14 protein-coding genes are annotated in these 17,173 nt (G+C 68.7%); 5 read left to right on the top strand and 9 right to left on the bottom strand.

Annotated elements, in window-relative coordinates; translation table 11 throughout:
* Position 1: 1 nt before the first annotated feature.
* Positions 2 to 2,656 carry an ATP-binding protein gene (locus JOD67_RS19590; protein ID WP_205119054.1) on the bottom strand — a complete coding sequence of 885 codons (2,655 nt, stop codon included), beginning with the start codon at positions 2,654 to 2,656 and terminating at the stop codon, positions 2 to 4.
* A gap of 179 nt (positions 2,657 to 2,835) precedes the next feature.
* Between JOD67_RS19590 and JOD67_RS19595 the strand changes: the two genes are divergently transcribed.
* Together JOD67_RS19595 and JOD67_RS19600 are read left to right on the top strand one after the other, a co-directional pair.
* On the top strand, positions 2,836 to 3,453 hold the full coding sequence (locus JOD67_RS19595; protein WP_205119055.1) for a hypothetical protein: 618 nt from the start codon (positions 2,836 to 2,838) through the stop codon (positions 3,451 to 3,453).
* Positions 3,447 to 4,415, top strand: coding sequence for a hypothetical protein (locus tag JOD67_RS19600; protein WP_205119056.1), 969 nt, complete (start codon positions 3,447 to 3,449; stop codon positions 4,413 to 4,415). Before JOD67_RS19595 ends, JOD67_RS19600 begins: the two co-directional genes overlap by 7 nt.
* Here the strand turns inward: JOD67_RS19600 and pgm are convergent.
* A complete protein-coding gene (pgm, locus tag JOD67_RS19605) occupies positions 4,412 to 6,052 on the bottom strand; it encodes a phosphoglucomutase (alpha-D-glucose-1,6-bisphosphate-dependent) (protein ID WP_205119057.1) in 1,641 nt (546 codons plus the stop codon). The genes JOD67_RS19600 and pgm overlap by 4 nt on opposite strands.
* A gap of 64 nt (positions 6,053 to 6,116) precedes the next feature.
* Here pgm and JOD67_RS19610 point away from each other — a divergent pair, with 64 nt between their 5' ends.
* Positions 6,117 to 7,460 carry an MFS transporter gene (locus tag JOD67_RS19610; protein ID WP_205119058.1) on the top strand — a complete coding sequence of 448 codons (1,344 nt, stop codon included), beginning with the start codon at positions 6,117 to 6,119 and terminating at the stop codon, positions 7,458 to 7,460.
* A gap of 69 nt (positions 7,461 to 7,529) precedes the next feature.
* Here JOD67_RS19610 and JOD67_RS19615 read toward each other — a convergent pair whose 3' ends face one another.
* On the bottom strand, positions 7,530 to 7,808 hold the full coding sequence (locus tag JOD67_RS19615) for a YciI family protein (RefSeq protein ID WP_205119059.1): 279 nt from the start codon (positions 7,806 to 7,808) through the stop codon (positions 7,530 to 7,532).
* Between the two features lie 136 nt (positions 7,809 to 7,944).
* Here JOD67_RS19615 and secG point away from each other — a divergent pair, with 136 nt between their 5' ends.
* On the top strand, positions 7,945 to 8,178 hold the full coding sequence (gene secG / locus JOD67_RS19620; protein ID WP_205123069.1) for a preprotein translocase subunit SecG: 234 nt from the start codon (positions 7,945 to 7,947) through the stop codon (positions 8,176 to 8,178).
* Positions 8,179 to 8,253: 75 nt separating this feature from the next.
* Positions 8,254 to 8,610: an RNA polymerase-binding protein RbpA gene (locus JOD67_RS19625; protein ID WP_205119060.1), complete on the top strand. Its 357-nt coding sequence runs from the start codon at positions 8,254 to 8,256 to the stop codon at positions 8,608 to 8,610.
* A gap of 55 nt (positions 8,611 to 8,665) precedes the next feature.
* On the opposite strand, the gene pgl is transcribed toward JOD67_RS19625, so the two are convergent.
* From pgl to tkt, 6 genes are read right to left on the bottom strand one after another with little or no spacing between them, the layout of a single operon-like run.
* Entirely contained in the window at positions 8,666 to 9,448 is a 783-nt protein-coding gene (gene pgl, locus JOD67_RS19630) for a 6-phosphogluconolactonase (RefSeq protein WP_205119061.1), read from the bottom strand.
* A complete protein-coding gene (locus JOD67_RS19635) occupies positions 9,445 to 10,515 on the bottom strand; it encodes a glucose-6-phosphate dehydrogenase assembly protein OpcA (protein ID WP_205119062.1) in 1,071 nt (356 codons plus the stop codon). Before JOD67_RS19635 ends, pgl begins: the two co-directional genes overlap by 4 nt.
* Positions 10,512 to 12,101, bottom strand: coding sequence for a glucose-6-phosphate dehydrogenase (gene zwf / locus JOD67_RS19640; protein ID WP_205123070.1), 1,590 nt, complete (start codon positions 12,099 to 12,101; stop codon positions 10,512 to 10,514). Before zwf ends, JOD67_RS19635 begins: the two co-directional genes overlap by 4 nt.
* A gap of 17 nt (positions 12,102 to 12,118) precedes the next feature.
* On the bottom strand, positions 12,119 to 13,723 hold the full coding sequence (locus tag JOD67_RS19645; protein ID WP_205119063.1) for a phosphoglucose isomerase-related protein: 1,605 nt from the start codon (positions 13,721 to 13,723) through the stop codon (positions 12,119 to 12,121).
* Positions 13,720 to 14,829 carry a transaldolase gene (tal, locus tag JOD67_RS19650; protein WP_205119064.1) on the bottom strand — a complete coding sequence of 370 codons (1,110 nt, stop codon included), beginning with the start codon at positions 14,827 to 14,829 and terminating at the stop codon, positions 13,720 to 13,722. Before tal ends, JOD67_RS19645 begins: the two co-directional genes overlap by 4 nt.
* A 37-nt stretch (positions 14,830 to 14,866) precedes the next feature.
* On the bottom strand, positions 14,867 to 16,957 hold the full coding sequence (gene tkt, locus JOD67_RS19655; RefSeq protein WP_275577083.1) for a transketolase: 2,091 nt from the start codon (positions 16,955 to 16,957) through the stop codon (positions 14,867 to 14,869).
* Between the last annotated feature and the right edge of the window lie 216 nt (positions 16,958 to 17,173).

Raw genomic sequence — 17,173 nt, forward strand, 5'->3', positions numbered from 1 at the left:
GTCAGGCCTCCCCGTCGAGTCGTCGTCGTGGTGTGGCGAAGAACGGCACCGCCCAGTCGACTTCGTACGGTGCGGTCTGGTGGCGTACCGCTTCGTCCCAGTCGTCGTGGTACCGGTTCAGTCCGATCAGATCTTCAAGCTGTGAAGGGGATTCGTTCCCGAACAGCGCATGGATCATCGCTCGCCCTCGCAACAGCTCGTCCTGCTTCCGGCGCGAGGTCTTGCGGAACGGCGCGGCGAGCCAGCGGTCGCGGCGGACCTCGACAGGGCGGTGCCCGCAGACGGTCGAGTAGAGGGATTCGGCGATGTACGCGGCGAACTCGTCCGGACTCAGCTTGTCGCAGATCGCCCCCGATCGCGTCGCCACCGAGTCGTCGATGCAGGCGGCGAGGGCGCAGGCTATGACGAGATCCTCCTGTCCCTGTAGGGAATCCGCGAGCACGGGCGGGATGAGTGGCAGGTCCATGCCGGTGAGATAGCCGACCACGGTGAGCTCGGTGTACAGGCGCATCGGGGCGTTGGCGTCGGCGAGTCGTCGGCCGCGGAGGAACTCACTGAGGGTGCAGATGTCCAACGCGTACGGCGAAGCGCACCGTCCGGAGATGGGGTCGATGACTCGTTCGGGACCTTTGGTATGCAGCTCGCTGGTGAGCTCGCGGTGCGTTCCGTCCGGCATGGTGGCGAGAATGGGGTGGTCCATGCCGTCGGTGAAGACGGCGGCCGTGCCGGGCTCGAGGGTGACGAGGTGTTTGGACTGGCTCGGGCTGAGGTTCATCGTCGCGCCGACGGCGTCGCGGTCGTCCTGGGCGGGCAGGCGGTGGACGATCTTGACGGCTGTGTTCTTGATGACGTCGGGGATGAGCTTCGCCGGGATCTGCTCGGCGACGATGAGGCCCTCGCCGTACGCACGGATCTCGGCGAGCATCGCGGCGAACATCTCGACGGCGTGGGCAGCGGGGCCGTGCGTGTGTTGGGTGTTGCGGAGGAGGCGGTGGGCTTCCTCGAAGACGGTGAGATGCCTGAGGTTGCCGGGTGTCAACTCACCCTTGCGCTCCTGGACGCGGAGGTGCTCGGTGAGCGCGATGAGGACGGCGCCCATGAGGAAGGCCTTGTCGCGGTCGTCGGCGACGTCTTCGATCTCGAGGACGGTGTTGGTCTGGAGGAGCTTGCCGACGTCGATCGGGTGGCCGGACTCGAGGAACCGTCCCGTGGTGCCGAGTCTGAGGCTGGCGAGGCGTACGCGGATGAATCCTCGTACGTTGTCGGCGATCTCGCGGCCGTACCCGATCTCGTCGACGACGGTCTCGGCGGCCTTCTGAAGGTCCTTGAGGGTGGGGTAGCGCGGGCGGTGCTTGGTGTGGATGGGGGCGCTGAGGGTGATGTCCCAGCCTTGGTCCTTGTAGGCGCGTTCGAGGGCTTTGGCGAGGACCTGGGGGAAGGGCTCCTCGGCTTCGAAGGCGGCGAGGAAGAGGGCTCTGACGAGGTCGAGGTGCGTCTGCAGCGGGAAGCCCTCGGCAGGCCTCAGCGGGTCGATGCCCGCGGGCACCTGGTCGAGGTCGCCGGGTCTGATCACGACGACGTCCTGTTGGAGGCGGGCGCTCATGAGGCGGTACTCGGCCTTGGCGGGCTCGACGACGAGCCACGGAATCCCTTGTGAAGTTGCGCTTTCGAGCATTGCCCGTACGGTCTGGGACTTGCCGGCTCCGGTGGCGCCGCAGACGAACGTGTGGCGGTTGAGGCTGTCTCTGCTGAGCGCGAGGCGTTCGGTGGGGCGCCGTTGGTGATCGAGGACGGTGCCGATGGTGAGTTTTTTGTTGCCTGCCCTTTGTTCGGGGGCGATGTCGAAGTCGGGCGGTTGGGTGAGGCGGATGCCTTGGACTTCTTTGGTGGGTGGCTTGGTGATTGCTGTGAGGAGCTTGGTCGTGGCTAGGGCGTTCTGGTTGCTCGCTTGGCTCGGGGCCAGGGCGTAGGGGAGTGCTTCCAGGTCGAACGCGGCGACTGCTAACGCGGCCACGGTGCGCGCTGCTGCGTTGGTGTCTGCGCCGATCCTGATGGTGAGGTGCCAGAGGCCGGTCGATTCGGCTTGCTTGAGCTCGCGGTAGTGGGCCTTCAGTCGTTCGGCCTGGACCTTGTGGTGGGGCGAGGTCTTGGCGCGGTCTTGCGTTTGGCGGAGCTGGTCGGCTAGGCGTTGTTGCTCTTCGTGCCTGGCCTTGTCGGTGGCCGGCTCGGCGGTGATGAGGATGGTGAACGCGTCCTCCCAGAGGGGGAGGATCGTGGTCTCTACGGTTGGGCCTTCTTGTGCTGATTTGTTCTGTTTCGTGCCGAGCGCGTCGTGGGTGATGGCGAGCTCGATCCAGGCCTTGATGCTGCTGAGCTCGAGGTGGATTGCTGTGTCTGGTGTGGTCCTTGAGCCTGGTGGTGCGGTGCTGGCGCCTGCGGTGATGAGGCGGGCTGGCGCGTTCTTGGTGGGGCGGTGCCAGAGCCAAGTCGTTGGCGTTCCGTCGTGATAGGCGGCCGAGATCGCGGCTTGGCGTAGATGGGTGAACGGGTCGTTGGCCTGCCCGTTCTCCTGCGCATGCACAGGCGGGCGCGGCAGCTCGACGATGCGAGCTGCTTTGCCGTCGCTGAGGTGCGCGAGGGGGGTGAGGTTGGCCATGGGGCGAGAGTAGACGGTTACGGGTGGTTGGCTTCACTCTCTGTCCACAGGCCTGTGGGAAGAGCTACCGGAGGGGTCGCCGGATTTCGTACGATGGCCGGACGTTTGGTACCTGCGGGCGGCTCGACGGGGGCTCGCGGTCGGTTTGGGTGTCGTCGGACGCAGGGGAGCGGTTTGGAATGAAGGTCCGCCAGCTGGTCGCAGCATCCCTCACGGCTGCCTCCGTGTTAGCCGCCACCACCGCCTGCCAACCCGATGCCATCGGTCCGTCGCCCACGCCGACGGTGTCGGAGACCTCCTCCCCGCCGTCCCCAACCCCGAGCGCCTCGCCCACCCCGTCGTTCGGGGCGAGCGAGCAGAGGGCCGTCGCGGAGGCGAAGGATGTCTATGCCCAATGGGTGCAAGTGACTGACCAGTTCGGGGCTTCGCCGAAGGAGTTCGGTGAGGAGGAGCGGACGCAGCTCTACCGGATCGGTGGAGATCCGGCGGCTCGCGACGCGGTGAGGCTTCTGTATGGCAGCGCTGCGGCCGGCACCGCCCAGCGTGGGACCGTTCGGATCGTCAGCATGCAGCCCGAATCGGTCAAGTTGCAGGTGGGCCGAGGCGAGTACCCAGAGGTGAAGCTCACGGCTTGCAACGATGCTTCGAAGGTCAGCTCGATCTTCGTCGCTACGGGCAAGCCGGCGGGGAGTCGGGTCGGGCCGCCGAAGTTTCTTGTTCCAGTGGTGCTCTGGCTCTATGAAGGTTCATGGCACGTCGTGAGGGTCGGTGACGGCAAAGTGGGGAAGCCATGCTGATGTTTCGGCGAATCGCCGTGGCGATGCTCGTGGTCGCGGCCATCGGGGGATTGAAAGTCACCTCGGTCCTGGCAGAAGGTGGAGCGGATTGTCCTCCGCCGAACGTCATTAACCCCAACACCGGCCTGTGCCAGATCGTCGCTGAGGATCCGGGGGATCCTGTGCCGGATGAGGATCCGGGTGACGATGGGGGTGGCGACAATGATGGTGAGGGTGGTGGCGGTGATGGGGGGACGCCGCAGTGTGTTACGCGGGTGGGGGCTCCTATTGTTTGTTATGACCCGCGGTATGGCTGGTGGGAGAATGAGACCAGCTGCTACTACCAGGCCGAGAGTCCGCAGCCGCCGGGGACGGATCCGGTGTGGTTGGGGCATTTTCCGGATGGGGCTATCTACACTTTTACTTGCTTCCCTCGGCGGAATATGCACCAGAATCGCTGTCTCGATATTGGTGGCTCCAACGATGACTGTCGCATTTGGCGGCGGGATCCTCCTCCCACAGCGCCCGATCCGCGGGAGATGGCGAGGCGGGCTGTGGAGGAGATGGTTCTGAAGGCTCCCGATATCGGCATGGCCCCGCCCTCTGGCAGCAAGGGGCTGGTGGGGATGGAGGTGTGGTTCTGGAACAGCATCAACGACCACACGTGGGGACCGATTGAGCGGACCGTCAGTGCAGGGGCGGTGACCGTGACGGCTACGGCGAATGTCGCCACTATTGACTGGGATCTCGGCAACGGGGACAGCATCGAGTGTGATGCTGGGACTCCGTACCGCCGTGGGGTGGAGTCCGACTGCTCCTACGAGTACGAGCAGCCGTCTGAGGGGTACGACATCACGGCTACTTCGCATTGGGTCGTCGAGTGGACTTCCAACGTCGGCATCAACGGCGAGATCGAGCTGGACCTGCAATCCAATGCCCAGATCGCCATCACTGAGGCCAAGCAGGTCTTGGGGGAGCGCTAGGGCTGAAGAGCAGCCGACACGACCGTCCGGGCTTCGGCTTGGACTTCCGCCAGGTGGTCGGGGCCCTTGAAGGACTCCGCGTAGATCTTGTACACGTCCTCGGTGCCCGACGGCCGGGCGGCGAACCAGGCCGACTCGGTCGTCACCTTGAGGCCACCGATGGGGGCATCGTTCCCAGGGGCTGACGTCAGCTTCGCGGTGATGGGGTCGCCAGCGAGGGACGTGGCGGACACCTGGGAGGGCGTGAGTTTCGCCAACACTGCTTTCTGCTCGCGCGTCGCCGGCGCATCGATGCGTGCGTACGACGGGGAGCCGAAGCGGGACTCCAACTCGGCGTAGTGCGACGACGGCGACTTGCCTGTCACGGCTTGGATCTCCGCCGCCAGAAGGCAGAGCAGCAGGCCGTCCTTGTCCGTGGTCCAGACCGAGCCATCTCGGCGGAGGAACGAGGCCCCCGCGCTTTCTTCGCCGCCGAAGGCGATCGAGCCGTCCAACAGACCCGGCACGAACCATTTGAAGCCCACCGGTACTTCGACCAGCGTGCGACCCAGGTCGGTCGCCACGAGGTCGATCATCGAGGACGACACGAGCGTCTTGCCGATCGCCGCGGTGGGCCAGTCGCGGTGGCCATACAGATAGGCGATTGCCACCGCCAGGTAGTGGTTCGGGTTCATCAACCCGCCGTCTGGCGTCACGATGCCGTGCCGGTCGGCGTCGGCGTCGTTGCCCGTCGCGAGGTCGTACGACGACGCCTTCGAGATCAGCGAGGCCATCGCGTACGGGGAGGAGCAGTCCATGCGGATCTTGCCGTCCCAGTCCAGCGTCATGAAGCGCCACGTCGCGTCGACCAACGGGTTCACCACGCCGAGCTCGAGCCGGTGGTGCGACGCGATCTCACCCCAGTAGTCCACGCTCGCCCCACCCAGCGGGTCCGCTCCGATGCGCACGCCGGCGGAACGGATGGCGCCGAGGTCGACGACGGTGGGCAGGGCGCCCACGTACTCGGCGAGGTAGTCGTGCTTCCCCGTCGTGTCAGCGGCCAAGGCCGCGGCGAGCGGCACGCGGCGGATGGCGGACAGGCCGGAGCGGAGCAGTTCGTTCGCCCGGTCCTGGATCACCCGAGTGATGTCGGTGTCGGCCGGACCACCATTCGGCGGGTTGTACTTGAAGCCCCCATCCGACGGCGGGTTGTGCGACGGCGTCACGACGACGCCGTCGGCCAGACCCGAAGACCGGTCCCGGTTGTAGGTGAGGATGGCCAGCGACACAGCCGGCGTTGGGGTGTAGCGATCCCGCGCGTCCACCAGGACCCGGACGCCGTACGCGGCGAAGACCTCCAAGGCCGAGACCCAGGCCGGCTCGGACAGCGCGTGCGTGTCCCGCCCCAGGAACAGCGGTCCGTCGATGCCGGCCGACGAACGGTACTCACAGATCGCGGACGACGTAGCCACGATGTGGTCCTCGTTGAACGACGCCGTCAGGCTCGACCCACGATGCCCCGACGTCCCGAACGCCACCTGCTGCGAAGGCTCGTCCGGCGAGGGATGCAACGAGTAGTAGGCCGTCACCAGCTTCGCGAGATCGACGAGATCGGCCGGCTCCGCGGGCTGCCCCGCCCTGGCGTGGACGTCGTTCATGCCGACCACCGTAGTAGCAAACCCGTTGGTGCCCAGCCCACCCGGCCGGCAAGAATGGCGAACGATGACCAGTTCACCACCACAGCGGCGCAAGAGCTGGCGACGCAGACTCGCAGCCCTCCGCCTCGACGTCACCCCGATCAAGACCTCGCGCGACTTCCGGCTCCTGCTCGCCGGCGGCACGGTCTTCTACCTGCTCGGCATGGTCGGGTACGTCGCCGTCCCGTACCAGCTCTACCACCTCACCGGCTCCAACTTCGCCGTCGGCGCGTACGGCCTCGCCCAGCTCCTCCCGCTGATCCTCTGCGGCCTGTACGGCGGCGCCCTCGCGGACCGGCTCGACCGCCGCAAGGTCATCGTCTACACCGGCCTCGCCCAGGCGGCCTGCGTCGGGCTGATGATGGCGAACGCCCTGCTGGCCGAGCCCTCCGTCACCGCCATCTACGTCATCGGCGTCCTGATGACCGTCGCGCAGGCCCTCCAGCGCCCCAGCAAGGAGGCGTTGACACAGCAGACCGTCAAGCACGACGAGCTCCCCGCAGCGATCACGCTGTCCAGTTTCGGCATCCAGGGCGGCATGCTCATCGGCCCGGCCGTCGGCGGACTGGTCCTTGCGAGCAAGGGTCCGGCGTGGGCGTTCGGCATCACGCTCGTCGGCATGGTGGTCGCGTCGGTGATCTTCGCGTTCCTCCGCCCGTACAAGCAGGCCCAGGCCACCGTCCAAGCCGGCCTGAAGAACACCGTCAAGGGCATCGCCGACGGGCTGACGTACGCGGTCCGCCGCAAGGACCTCCTGGGCACGTACGTCGTCGACCTCACCGCGATGTTCCTCGCGATGCCGACCGTGCTGTTCCCCGCGTTCGCCTCGGATGTGCTGCGGCAGCCGGAGCTGCTGGGGCTGCTGTACACGGCGGGGACGGTGGGCTCGCTCCTGGCGACCGCGACGAGCGGCTGGACGTCGCGGGTGCGTCATCACGGCCGGGCGGTGGTGTTCGCGGCCGCCGGTTGGGGTGCGGCCATGCTGGTGGCGGGCGTCTCGCCGAACGTCTGGCTCGTGCTCGCGGCGCTCGTGGTGGCGGGAGCCGCGGACATGATCAGCGGGGTGTTCCGGAGCATCATCTGGAACCAGACCATCCCGGACGAGCGCCGGGGGAGGCTCGCGGGGATCGAGATGCTGTCGTACTCGATCGGGCCGCTGGGTGGCGAGGCTCGAGCTGGTCTGGTGGCGGATGCGACCTCGGTGCGGACGAGCATCGCCAGCGGTGGGCTGCTGTGCGTCATCGGTGTCGCCGCGGTCGCTGTGTGGCTGCGGGACTTCTGGCGGTACGACGCCAGCACCGACGAGCACGCCGTCCGGGAACGGGAGTTCCGGGAGGCCCGCGCCGCCGAGGAACGGGCCTCCGCCTAAGGGATGGGTGGGGGCCGGTCGGACCAGCCGAACGGGTAGGTGGACCAGCCGAAAGTCGTGGGTCGGGCGTCAGGTGGCGGGCCAGGGGAAGAGGGGCTTCCACTCCTGCAGCAGCACGATGTCGTACACGTCCGCCTCCGTGTACGGGTCCGCGGCCAGGATCCCGCGCAGCTCCTCCTCCGACGCCACGTCGTACAGCAGGAGGGCCCCGGTCTCGTCGGCCCACGGGCCAGAGGTCACGATCTTGCCCTGCTCACGTAGGGTGGTGAGGTACTCACGGTGCTTCGGCCGCACCTCAAGACGCCGGTCGTTGTTCTTGAACTGAAGCTGGAGTGCGAAGATCGCCATGTCGCCAGGGTAGCCAAGCACCCCTGGTTGCGGTGTGTCGTACGCTTGGACATCGACATTGCCGACCCCGTCGGCGTCCAGACAGTTCTCAGGCAGCTTCCAGGTTTCCAGGCGAGGGGTTCATCAGACCGTGACAGTGCAGATTGTCTTCTCAGTCTTGCTGATTCTCGCGAGCGTCGTGCTCATGATGCTGGTGCTGCTGCACAAGGGACGGGGCGGCGGACTGTCCGACCTGTTCGGTGGCGGGGTCACCTCAAGCCTTGGTGGTTCCTCCATTGCCGAGCGCAACCTCGACCGCATCACGGTCGGCGTCGGCATCATCTGGTTCGCGTGCATCATCGGCCTCGGCCTGCTGCTGAAGACGGGATGACCCCCTCGCAGGCAGTGGATCGGCCCATGATTCCTTTGAGTACGTCCGACGAGATGTTGAAGAGGGAGATCGTTCGTGGCTAGTGGCAGCGCCATCCGTGGGAGCCGAGTAGGCGCCGGCCCGATGGGAGAGGCCGAGCGTGGGGATTCCGCGCCCCGGCAGCGTGTGACGTACTGGTGTGCAAACCGGCACGAGACCAAGCCGAGCTTCGCGCTCGACGCCCCGATCCCGGAGTCGTGGGACTGCCCACGCTGCGGCCTACCGGCGAGCCTGGACTCGGGCAACCCGCCGCCCGCGCCGCGCAACGAGCCGTACAAGACGCACCTCGCGTACGTGAAGGAGCGCCGCACCGACGAGGAGGCCAAGCAGATCCTCGAGGAGGCGCTCAGCACCCTCCGCGAGCGGGTCAGCCGCGGCGAGGTCATCCTCTAGAGACGCACCAGCAGAACGGGCCCGACGAAAGTCGGGCCCGTTCTCGCGTTCAAGATCAGGGAGAGGCGATCCGCTGCAGCCCCGGTGGCAGCTCCTTCGCCGCCGCCCGGTCCAGCAGCCACAGCGTGCGCTGGCGTCCGTGGGCGCCCGCAGCGGGGATCTGGGTCGGCCCGGCGCCCGAGAGCGCCATGCGTACGGCCGAGGCCTTCTCCGCCCCACCGGCGAGGAACCACACCTCGCGTGCCGCGTTGATCGCAGCGAACGTCAACGAGATGCGGGTCGGCGGGGGCTTGGGCGCCCCTCGCACAGCGACGACGGAGCGCTCCTCCTCGTACAGAGCCGGCTGCTCCGGGAACAGCGAGGCGATGTGCCCGTCCGGCCCGACGCCCAGCATCAGCACGTCGAACGTCGGCACCGGCCCGTGGTCCTCCGACCGGCTCGCGGCCGCCAGCTCCGCCGCATAGCGCTCGGCCGCGACCTCCGGCTGGTCGCCGTCCACGCCATCCGAAGGGGGCATCGCATGGACGGACGTCGCGGACACCGGCACCTGGTCGAGCAGGGCGGCGCGAGCCCCCGTCTCATTGCGGTCCGGGTGACCCGAAGGGAGGAACCGTTCGTCGCCCCACCACACCGAAAGTCGCGCCCAGTCGATCGCGTCCCGCGCCGGAAGTGCTGCCAGTGCGGCCAAAGTCGCGGTTCCGACCCCGCCGCCGGTCAGCACCACCGAGGCGGAGCCTCGCGCCGCCTGGACGTCCACCAGCCGGGTCACCAGCCGCGCCGCCGCGGCCTGCGCGAGCAGCTCCGCGGTCGGGTGGACGATGACCTCCGGCGTGCTCACTTCGCCGGCTTCTTCTTCGTGGCGGCCTTCTTCGTGGCGGCCTTCTTCGTGGCGGCCTTCTTCGCCGGCGCCTTCTTGGCCACAGGCTTCTTGGCGGCAGGCTTCTTGACCGCGGCCGGCTTCTCCGCAGCCGGGGCAGCGGCCTTGCCGTTGGCAGCAGCCCGCGCCGAACGCTTCAGCCGCTCCTCCACCGCCTGCGCGTAGATGTCGTCCGGGTCCAGCCGCCGCAGCTCCTCGGCCAACAGCTCCGACGTCTCCCGCCGCTTCAGCGCCACCGAGCGCTCCGGCTGCCCCGGCAGCGAGTACCGCGCCAACCGCCCGTCCGGACGGGTGATCGCGATCTCGCCGGCTGCCGTCTGCAGGCGTACGGCCGTGATCCCCGGCCCCCGGTTCGACCGGACCTCGGCGTCGATCTTCAGCCGCTTCGACAACCAGGCGGCGAGCAGCTCCGCCGACGCGTTGCCCTTCTCCGCCTCGATGACAGCGCCGCCGACCTTGCCCCCGTGCTGGTCCAAAGCCGCCGCGAGCAGTGCCCGCCACGGCGTCAGCCGGGTCCAGGCCAGATCGGTGTCGCCGGGGGCGTACGAGCCGCAGTACGAGTCCAGCGCCACCATCGGCTTGCGCACGGCCGCCGCGTCGGTCACCCGGCGCCGCGCCAAGGCCCCGATCGGGTCCGAAGAAGGCGAGTCCGGCGCCTTGCCCGGCCACCACACGACCACCGGCGACTCCGGCAGCAGCAGCGGCGTCACGACCGACTCCGGGTGCTTGGCCAGGTCACCGTACATGCGCAGCAGCACCGACTCGCCCGGCCCGCCCTCGCCGATGCGCACCTCGGCGTCCAGGTGCGGGGCCGACCGGCCGCCGCGCAGGATGATGCCGAGGATCCGGGACGGGTGCTCCTTGCCGGCCTGCATCGCCGACTTGAGCGCGTCGTAGTAGGTCGACTCGTCGGCGACGAAGATGAACGTCAGCACCATGCCCATCGCCGGCGAACCCGCCTGCCGGCGGACCCGGATCAGCGTCGAGGCGATCTCGGACGCGTTGGTCTCGGTGAGATCGACGATCATGGCCGCCTCCAGGTACGTCCCTCGCGAGCGAGCATCTGGTCGGCGGTCGCCGGGCCCCACGAGCCGGACTCGTACTCGTCCAGCCCTTCCCGACCCTTGGACTCCCAGTAGTCGATGATCGGGTCGAGGATCCGCCAGGACAGCTCGACCTCCTCGTGCTGGGGAAAGAGCGGCGGGTCGCCGAGCAGAACGTCGAGGATCAGCCGTTCGTACGCCTCGGGCGACGACTCGGTGAACGCGCCGCCGTACGCGAAGTCCATCGTCACGTCGCGGATCTCCATCGCGGTGCCCGGCACCTTCGAGCCGAACCGCATCGTGATGCCCTCGTCGGGCTGGATCCGCATCACCAAAGTGTTGTTGCCGAGCTCCTCGGTCGCGGTCGAGGTGAACGGCAGGTGCGGCGCCTTCTTGAACACCACCGCGATCTCCGTCACCCGCCGAGCGAGCCGCTTGCCCGTACGAAGGTAGAACGGGACCCCCGCCCAACGACGGGTGTCCACCTCCAAACGGATCGCGGCGAAAGTCTCGGTGCTGGAGGACTTGGGGATGCCCTCCTCCTGCAGGTAGCCGCCCGCCTTGATGCCGCCCGCCCAGCCCGGCGCGTACTGGCCGCGCGCCGTGTAGAGGTCGAGCCGGCGCGGGATCTGGACGGCGGCGAGGATCTTCTGCTTCTCGATCCGCATGCTGCGCGCGTCGAACGACACCGGCTCCTCGAGCGCGGTCAGCGCGAGCAGCTGCAGTAGGTGGTTCTGGATCACGTCGCGCGCGGCGCCGATGCCGTCGTAATACCCGGCCCGCCCGCCGATGCCGATGTCCTCGGCCATCGTGATCTGCACCGAGTCGACGTAGTTGGCGTTCCACACCGGCTCGAACATCTGGTTGGCGAACCGCATCGCCAGGATGTTCTGCACCGTCTCCTTGCCGAGATAGTGGTCGATCCGGAACACCGAGTGCTGCGGGAACACGTCCGACGTGATGCGGTTGAGCTCCTGCGCGCTCGCCAGATCGTGGCCGAACGGCTTCTCCACGACGATCCGGCGCCAGTTGTTCGCGCCCTGCTCGGCGAGGCCGTGCTCCTTCAGCTGCTCCACCGCGACCGGGAAGAGCGACGGCGGAACGGACAGGTAGAACGCGTGGTTGCCGTTCGTCCCGCGCTCGCGGTCGAGCTCGTCGATCGTCTCCTTCAGACGTTCGAACGAGGCGTCGTCACCGAGCTCGCCCTGCACGAACCGGCAGCCCTCGGACAGCTGCTTCCACACCTCTTCGCGGAACGGCGTCCGCGCGTGCTCCTTGACCGCGTCGTGCACGATCTTCTCGAAGTCCTGCTGGCCCCACTCGCGCCGCGCGAACCCGACCAGCGCGAACCCCGGCGGCAGCAGCCCGCGGTTGGCGAGGTCGTAGACCGCGGGCATGAGCTTCTTGCGGGCCAGGTCGCCAGTCACTCCGAAGATGACGAGGCCACAGGGCCCGGCGATGCGGGGGAGCCGACGGTCGTTGGGATCTCGGAGCGGATTGACGAATCCATCGGGGCTGGCCGTCTGCAGGCCGCCGTACGGCAGCCCGAGCTCAGGACGGACCGCAACCATCGGTTCCGTGGTCACGATTACCCTTTCTGCGTTGCTGATTCAGCGGCAGCGAGTAGCTGTGTCAAGCCGCCCTTGCGGTCGGCGAGGTGCAGTCGTACGACCGGTCGCCCCCGCCCTTCGGCGAGCACGCGAGCGTCGCCGGCGGCCTGCGCCTTCTGGAGCGAGCCGAACGTGTACGGCCGGTCCGGGATCGCGAGATCCGAGGCGACGTCCCCGGTGAGCTGGACGAAGCCGCCGTTCGGGTGACCGCCCTTGTGGTACTGGCCGGTCGAGTGCAGGAAGCGCGGACCCCAGCCGAACGTCGTCTGCAGCTTCGCCGTCCGCGCGACCAGGTCGCGCAGTGAGGCGGCGTCCACGTCGGCGTCCCGGTCCAGGTACGCCTGCAGCGCGAGGTAGCCATGCTCCGGAACGAGCGAGCCCAGCGACCCGAACAGCTCCTCCAGCGACGAAGCGGCGGAGCCGTACACCTCGACCGCGCCCTCGACGAACGACTGCGCGAGCCCGTCGCCGGCGTTCGGATTGTCGAGCAGCGCGCGTGCCTGCTTCTTCGCCTCCTCGACGTCCGGCTGGTTGAACGGGTCGATCCCGATGACCCGGCCGGCGATCGCGACGGCGTTCTCCCACAGCAGCATCAACGCGCCGAGGGTGCCGTCGGTGACGACCTGCCCGTCGACTGCGTGCTCGGGAGCGCCGATCGCCGCCAGCGTGGCGTCCGAAGAAGCGTCCGCCCAGCCCGGCGTCGACGCGGACGAGCCGCCCACGTCCACGGGCAGCAGACCCTTGCCCTCCTTGCCGGTCGACTCAGCGATCAGCTGCTCCGCCCACGCGGCGAAGCCGACGATCGCACCCGGGCCGTCCCCGAGCACGACCTTGTCCCGGCCGGCGTTGTGCGCGCCGCCGAGGATCGCGCCGAGCCGCAGCGCCGGGTTGTCAGGAGAGTCGGCGGCGAACGAGTCCATGACCGCCTCGGCGTCGTCGAGCAGCTCGGCGATGTCCGCGCCGGCGAGGCCGGACGGCACCAGCCCGAACGCGGTCAGCGCCGAGTACCGCCCACCCACGTTGGGGTCGGCGAGGAACACGCGCCGGTAGCCCTCCTTCTCGCCCAGCGAGGCGAGCGGCGAGCCCGGGTCGGTGACGATGACGATCCGCGACGGCCCGTCGATGCCTGCGTCGGAGAACGCGGCGAGGTACGCGCGCCGCTGGCTGTCGGTCTCCACAGTCGTACCGGACTTGCTCGACACGACCAGCACCGAGCGTTCCAAGCTGTCGCCGAGCGAACGCTGGATCACCCCCGGGTCGGTCGAGTCCAGCACGGTCAGCGAGACGCCGGCCGTACGGGTGATCACCTCGGGCGCGAGCGACGAGCCGCCCATGCCCGCGAGCACGACGTGGTCGACGCCGTCCGCGAGCAGCTCGGCCCGCAGCGCCTCGATCTCGGCGAGCAGTGGCCGCGACGTCCGCGGCAGGTCGACCCAGCCGAGCCGGATCGACGCCTCGGGCTCAGCGGCCGGACCCCACAGCGTGGGGTCCTTCGCCGCCAGCTTCGACGCCACCTGGTCCGAGACCAAAGCAGCGAGAACGTCCTCGTGACCGGCGCCGTCGACGGTCAAGCCTTGCGTCATGAACGGGCACCTTCCAGGGCCGTACGGACGGAGTCGATGAGTTCCTTCCACGACACCGCGAACTTCTCCACGCCCTCGTCCTCGAGCACCTGCACGACATCGTCGTAGCTGATGCCGAGCGCCTCGAGGTCGGCGATCACCTTGCGGGCCTCGTCGTACGTCCCCCGCACGGAGTCGCCAGTGAGCTCGCCGTGGTCCTCGAACGCCTTCAGCGTCGCCTCGGGCATCGTGTTGACGACGCCCTGGGTGGCCAGCTCGGTGACGTACAGCGTGTCCGGCAGGCTCGGGTCCTTCGTCGACGTCGACGCCCACAGCGGCCGCTGCGGCCGCGCGCCGGCGGCCTCGAGCGCCTTCCAGCGGTCGGTCGAGAACGCCTGCTCGTACGCCTCGAACGCCAGCCGCGCGTTGGCGATCGCGGCCTTGCTGCGCAGGGCCTTCGCCTCCTCCGAGCCGAGCTTCTCCAGCCGCTTGTCCACCTCGGTGTCCACCCGGCTGACGAAGAACGACGCGACGCTCTCGAGCTTCGACAGGTCGTGCCCGTTGGCCTTCGCCTGCTCCAGGCCGGCGAAGAACGCGTCCATCACCTCGCGGTAGCGGTCGATCGCGAAGATCAGCGTCACGTTCACCGAGATGCCCTGGGCGAGCGTCGCGGTGATCGCCGGCAGGCCGGCGGACGTCGCCGGGATCTTGATGAACAGGTTCTCCCGGTCGACGAGCCACCACAGCGCGCGGGCCTCGGCGATCGTCTTGTCGGTCTCGTGCGCGAGCCGCGGGTCGACCTCGATCGACACCCGCCCGTCGACGCCACCGGAGGCGTCGTACGCGGGCCGCAGCACGTCGCAGGCCCAGCGGATGTCGTACGTGGTGATCGCGCGGATCGCCTCCTCGACGTCCACGCCGCGGATCGCGAGGTCCTTGGTCTGCTCGGCGTACACCTCCGCATCGGACAGCGCCTTCGCGAAGATCGTCGGGTTGCTCGTCACGCCGACCACGTGCTTGTCGCTCACGAGCTCGGCGAGGTTGCCGGTGCTCAGTCGTTGCCGCGACACGTCGTCGATCCAGATGGAGACACCCGCGTCGGCGAGCGCCTTCAGTCGGTCAGTCATCTCTTGCTCCTCAGCCAACCAGTACAAGCGGGGAAGGTCACACGGACGCGGCGGAGATGCTCTCCCGAGCGGCCTGGACCACCGCGTCGTCAGTAATACCGAACTCCCGATACAGGGTCTGGTAATCCGCCGACGCGCCGTAGTGGTCGATTCCGACGATGCGACCCGCGTCACCCACGAACCGGTACCACGTCAGCGGGACCGCGGCCTCGACCGCCACGCGCGCCTTGATCCGCTGCGGCAGCACGGTGTCGCGGTACGCCTGCGGCTGCGCGTCGAACCACTCCACGCACGGCATCGACACCACCCGGGCACCGACTCCGGCCTCGGCGAGCTTCTCCCTCGCGGCGACGGCGAGCTGCACCTCGGAGCCGGTGGCGATGACGATCACGTCGGGGTCCTTGCCTTCGGGCGCGTCGACGAGCACGTACCCACCCTTGGCGACCTCACTCGCGGCCGCGAAACCCGATCCCTCGGAGCGGTCGTACGTCGGCAGGTTCTGCCGGGAGAGCGCGAGACCAGCGGGCGCGGTCGGGTTCTCCAGGATGTGCTGCCAGGCGGCGGCGGTCTCGTTCGCGTCGCCCGGCCGGACCACGTTCAGTCCGGGGATCGCGCGCAACGCGGCGAGGTGCTCGATCGGCTGGTGCGTCGGACCGTCCTCGCCGAGGCCGATCGAGTCGTGCGTCCAGATGTAGGTCACCGGCAGCTGCATCAGCGCGGCGAGCCGGACCGAGGGCCGCATGTAGTCGGAGAAGACGAGGAACGTCGCGCCGTACGGGCGAGTGCCGCCGTGCAGCGCGATGCCGTTGAGGATCGCGCCCATCGCGTGCTCGCGGATGCCGAAGTGCAGCACCCGGCCGTACCAGTCGCCGCTGAACTCCTTCGTCGCGTGCTCCGGCGGGATGAACGAGGGCTGGCCGTCGGGCGTGGAGTTGTTCGAGCCGGCGAGGTCGGCCGAGCCGCCCCACAGCTCGGGCAGCCCGGGAGCGATCGCGGTGAGGACGGCGCCAGACGCGACCCGGGTCGCGACGGCCTTGCCCGCCTCGAACGTCGGGAGCTTGCTCGCCCAGCCGTCCGGAAGGCGTCGCTCGCGCAGCCGGTCGAGCAATGCGGCGCGCTCGGCGTTGGCGCTCCGCCAGGCCTGGTACGTCTCGTCCCAGGCCTTGTGCGCCTCGGTGCCGCGCTCGCGGGCCGTACGGACGTGCGCGAGCACCTCGTCCTCGACCTGGAACATCTGCGCGGGGTCGAAGCTCAGCACCTCCTTAGTCGCCGCGACCTCGTCCTTGCCGAGTGCGGAACCGTGCGCCTTGCCGGTGTTCTGCGCGTTCGGCGCCGGCCAGGCGATGATCGTCTTGAGCACGATCAGCGACGGCTTGTCGGTGACGGACTGCGCGGTCAGGTACGCGTCGTAGAGCGCCTGGACGTCCTCGTGGTAGTCGTTCTCGGTCCGCCACGCGACGGTCTGGACGTGCCAGCCGTACGCCTCGTACCGCTTGGCGACGTCCTCGGAGAGGGCGATGTTCGTGTCGTCCTCGATCGAGATCTGGTTGGCGTCGTACAGCGCGATCAGGTTGCCGAGCTGCTGGTGCCCGGCGATCGCGGAGGCCTCGTGGGCGATGCCCTCCTCGATGTCACCGTCGCTGACGATCGTGTAGATCCGGTGGTCGAACGCGCTGGCGCCGGGGCCTGCGTCCGGGTCGAGCAGACCGCGCTCGCGGCGGGCGGCCATCGCCATGCCCACGGCGTTCGCGATGCCCTGGCCGAGCGGGCCGGTGGTCGTCTCGACACCGGCGGTGTGCCCGTGCTCGGGGTGGCCCGGCGTCCGGCTGCCCCATTGGCGGAACCGCTTGAGGTCGTCGAGCTCGAGCAACCCCAGGAAGTAGAGCTGGATGTACAGCGTGAGGCTGGAGTGCCCGCAGGACAGCACGAACCGGTCCCGGCCCACCCAGTCGGGGTCGGCGGCGTCGTACCGCATCAGCCGCTGGAAGAGGAGGTACGCCGCGGGCGCGAGGCTCATCGCGGTGCCAGGGTGGCCGTTGCCCTTGTTCTCGACGGCGTCCATGGCGAGGACCCGGATGGTGTCCACCGCGCGCCGGTCTATGTCGGTCCACTCGAGGGAGGTCGTCATGCTGGTCATCGGCTCCTGTCGAACGTACGGAACGTCACCGGTTCGGAGCCTACCCGTGGACGGTGCGCCTCGATCGCGCAGACAGGCTGGTGTGAAGATCAACTGTGGGGTGTGAGCCGGCCCACACTCTTCTACCGAGGGCGGGGGCGCGTCGGATCCTCCAGCGGGGGCTCCTAGACTGACGCGGGTCGTTCGGCTGTCCGTGGCCGAATCAGC

Source organism: Tenggerimyces flavus (genome assembly GCF_016907715.1).
Lineage (GTDB): Bacteria > Actinomycetota > Actinomycetes > Propionibacteriales > Actinopolymorphaceae > Tenggerimyces > Tenggerimyces flavus.

What these genes read in the sequence shown, in the direction of transcription:
- JOD67_RS19590 (WP_205119054.1), bottom strand. Translation starts at nt 2,656, where the DNA reads ATGGCCAACCTCACCCCCCTCGCGCACCTCAGCGACGGCAAAGCAGCT.
- tal (WP_205119064.1), bottom strand. Translation starts at nt 14,829, where the DNA reads ATGACTGACCGACTGAAGGCGCTCGCCGACGCGGGTGTCTCCATCTGG.
- JOD67_RS19645 (WP_205119063.1), bottom strand. Translation starts at nt 13,723, where the DNA reads ATGACGCAAGGCTTGACCGTCGACGGCGCCGGTCACGAGGACGTTCTC.
- JOD67_RS19595 (WP_205119055.1), top strand. Translation starts at nt 2,836, where the DNA reads ATGAAGGTCCGCCAGCTGGTCGCAGCATCCCTCACGGCTGCCTCCGTG.
- JOD67_RS19635 (WP_205119062.1), bottom strand. Translation starts at nt 10,515, where the DNA reads ATGATCGTCGATCTCACCGAGACCAACGCGTCCGAGATCGCCTCGACG.
- zwf (WP_205123070.1), bottom strand. Translation starts at nt 12,101, where the DNA reads ATGGTTGCGGTCCGTCCTGAGCTCGGGCTGCCGTACGGCGGCCTGCAG.
- JOD67_RS19600 (WP_205119056.1), top strand. Translation starts at nt 3,447, where the DNA reads ATGCTGATGTTTCGGCGAATCGCCGTGGCGATGCTCGTGGTCGCGGCC.
- JOD67_RS19615 (WP_205119059.1), bottom strand. Translation starts at nt 7,808, where the DNA reads ATGGCGATCTTCGCACTCCAGCTTCAGTTCAAGAACAACGACCGGCGT.
- pgm (WP_205119057.1), bottom strand. Translation starts at nt 6,052, where the DNA reads ATGAACGACGTCCACGCCAGGGCGGGGCAGCCCGCGGAGCCGGCCGAT.
- tkt (WP_275577083.1), bottom strand. Translation starts at nt 16,957, where the DNA reads ATGACGACCTCCCTCGAGTGGACCGACATAGACCGGCGCGCGGTGGAC.
- JOD67_RS19610 (WP_205119058.1), top strand. Translation starts at nt 6,117, where the DNA reads ATGACCAGTTCACCACCACAGCGGCGCAAGAGCTGGCGACGCAGACTC.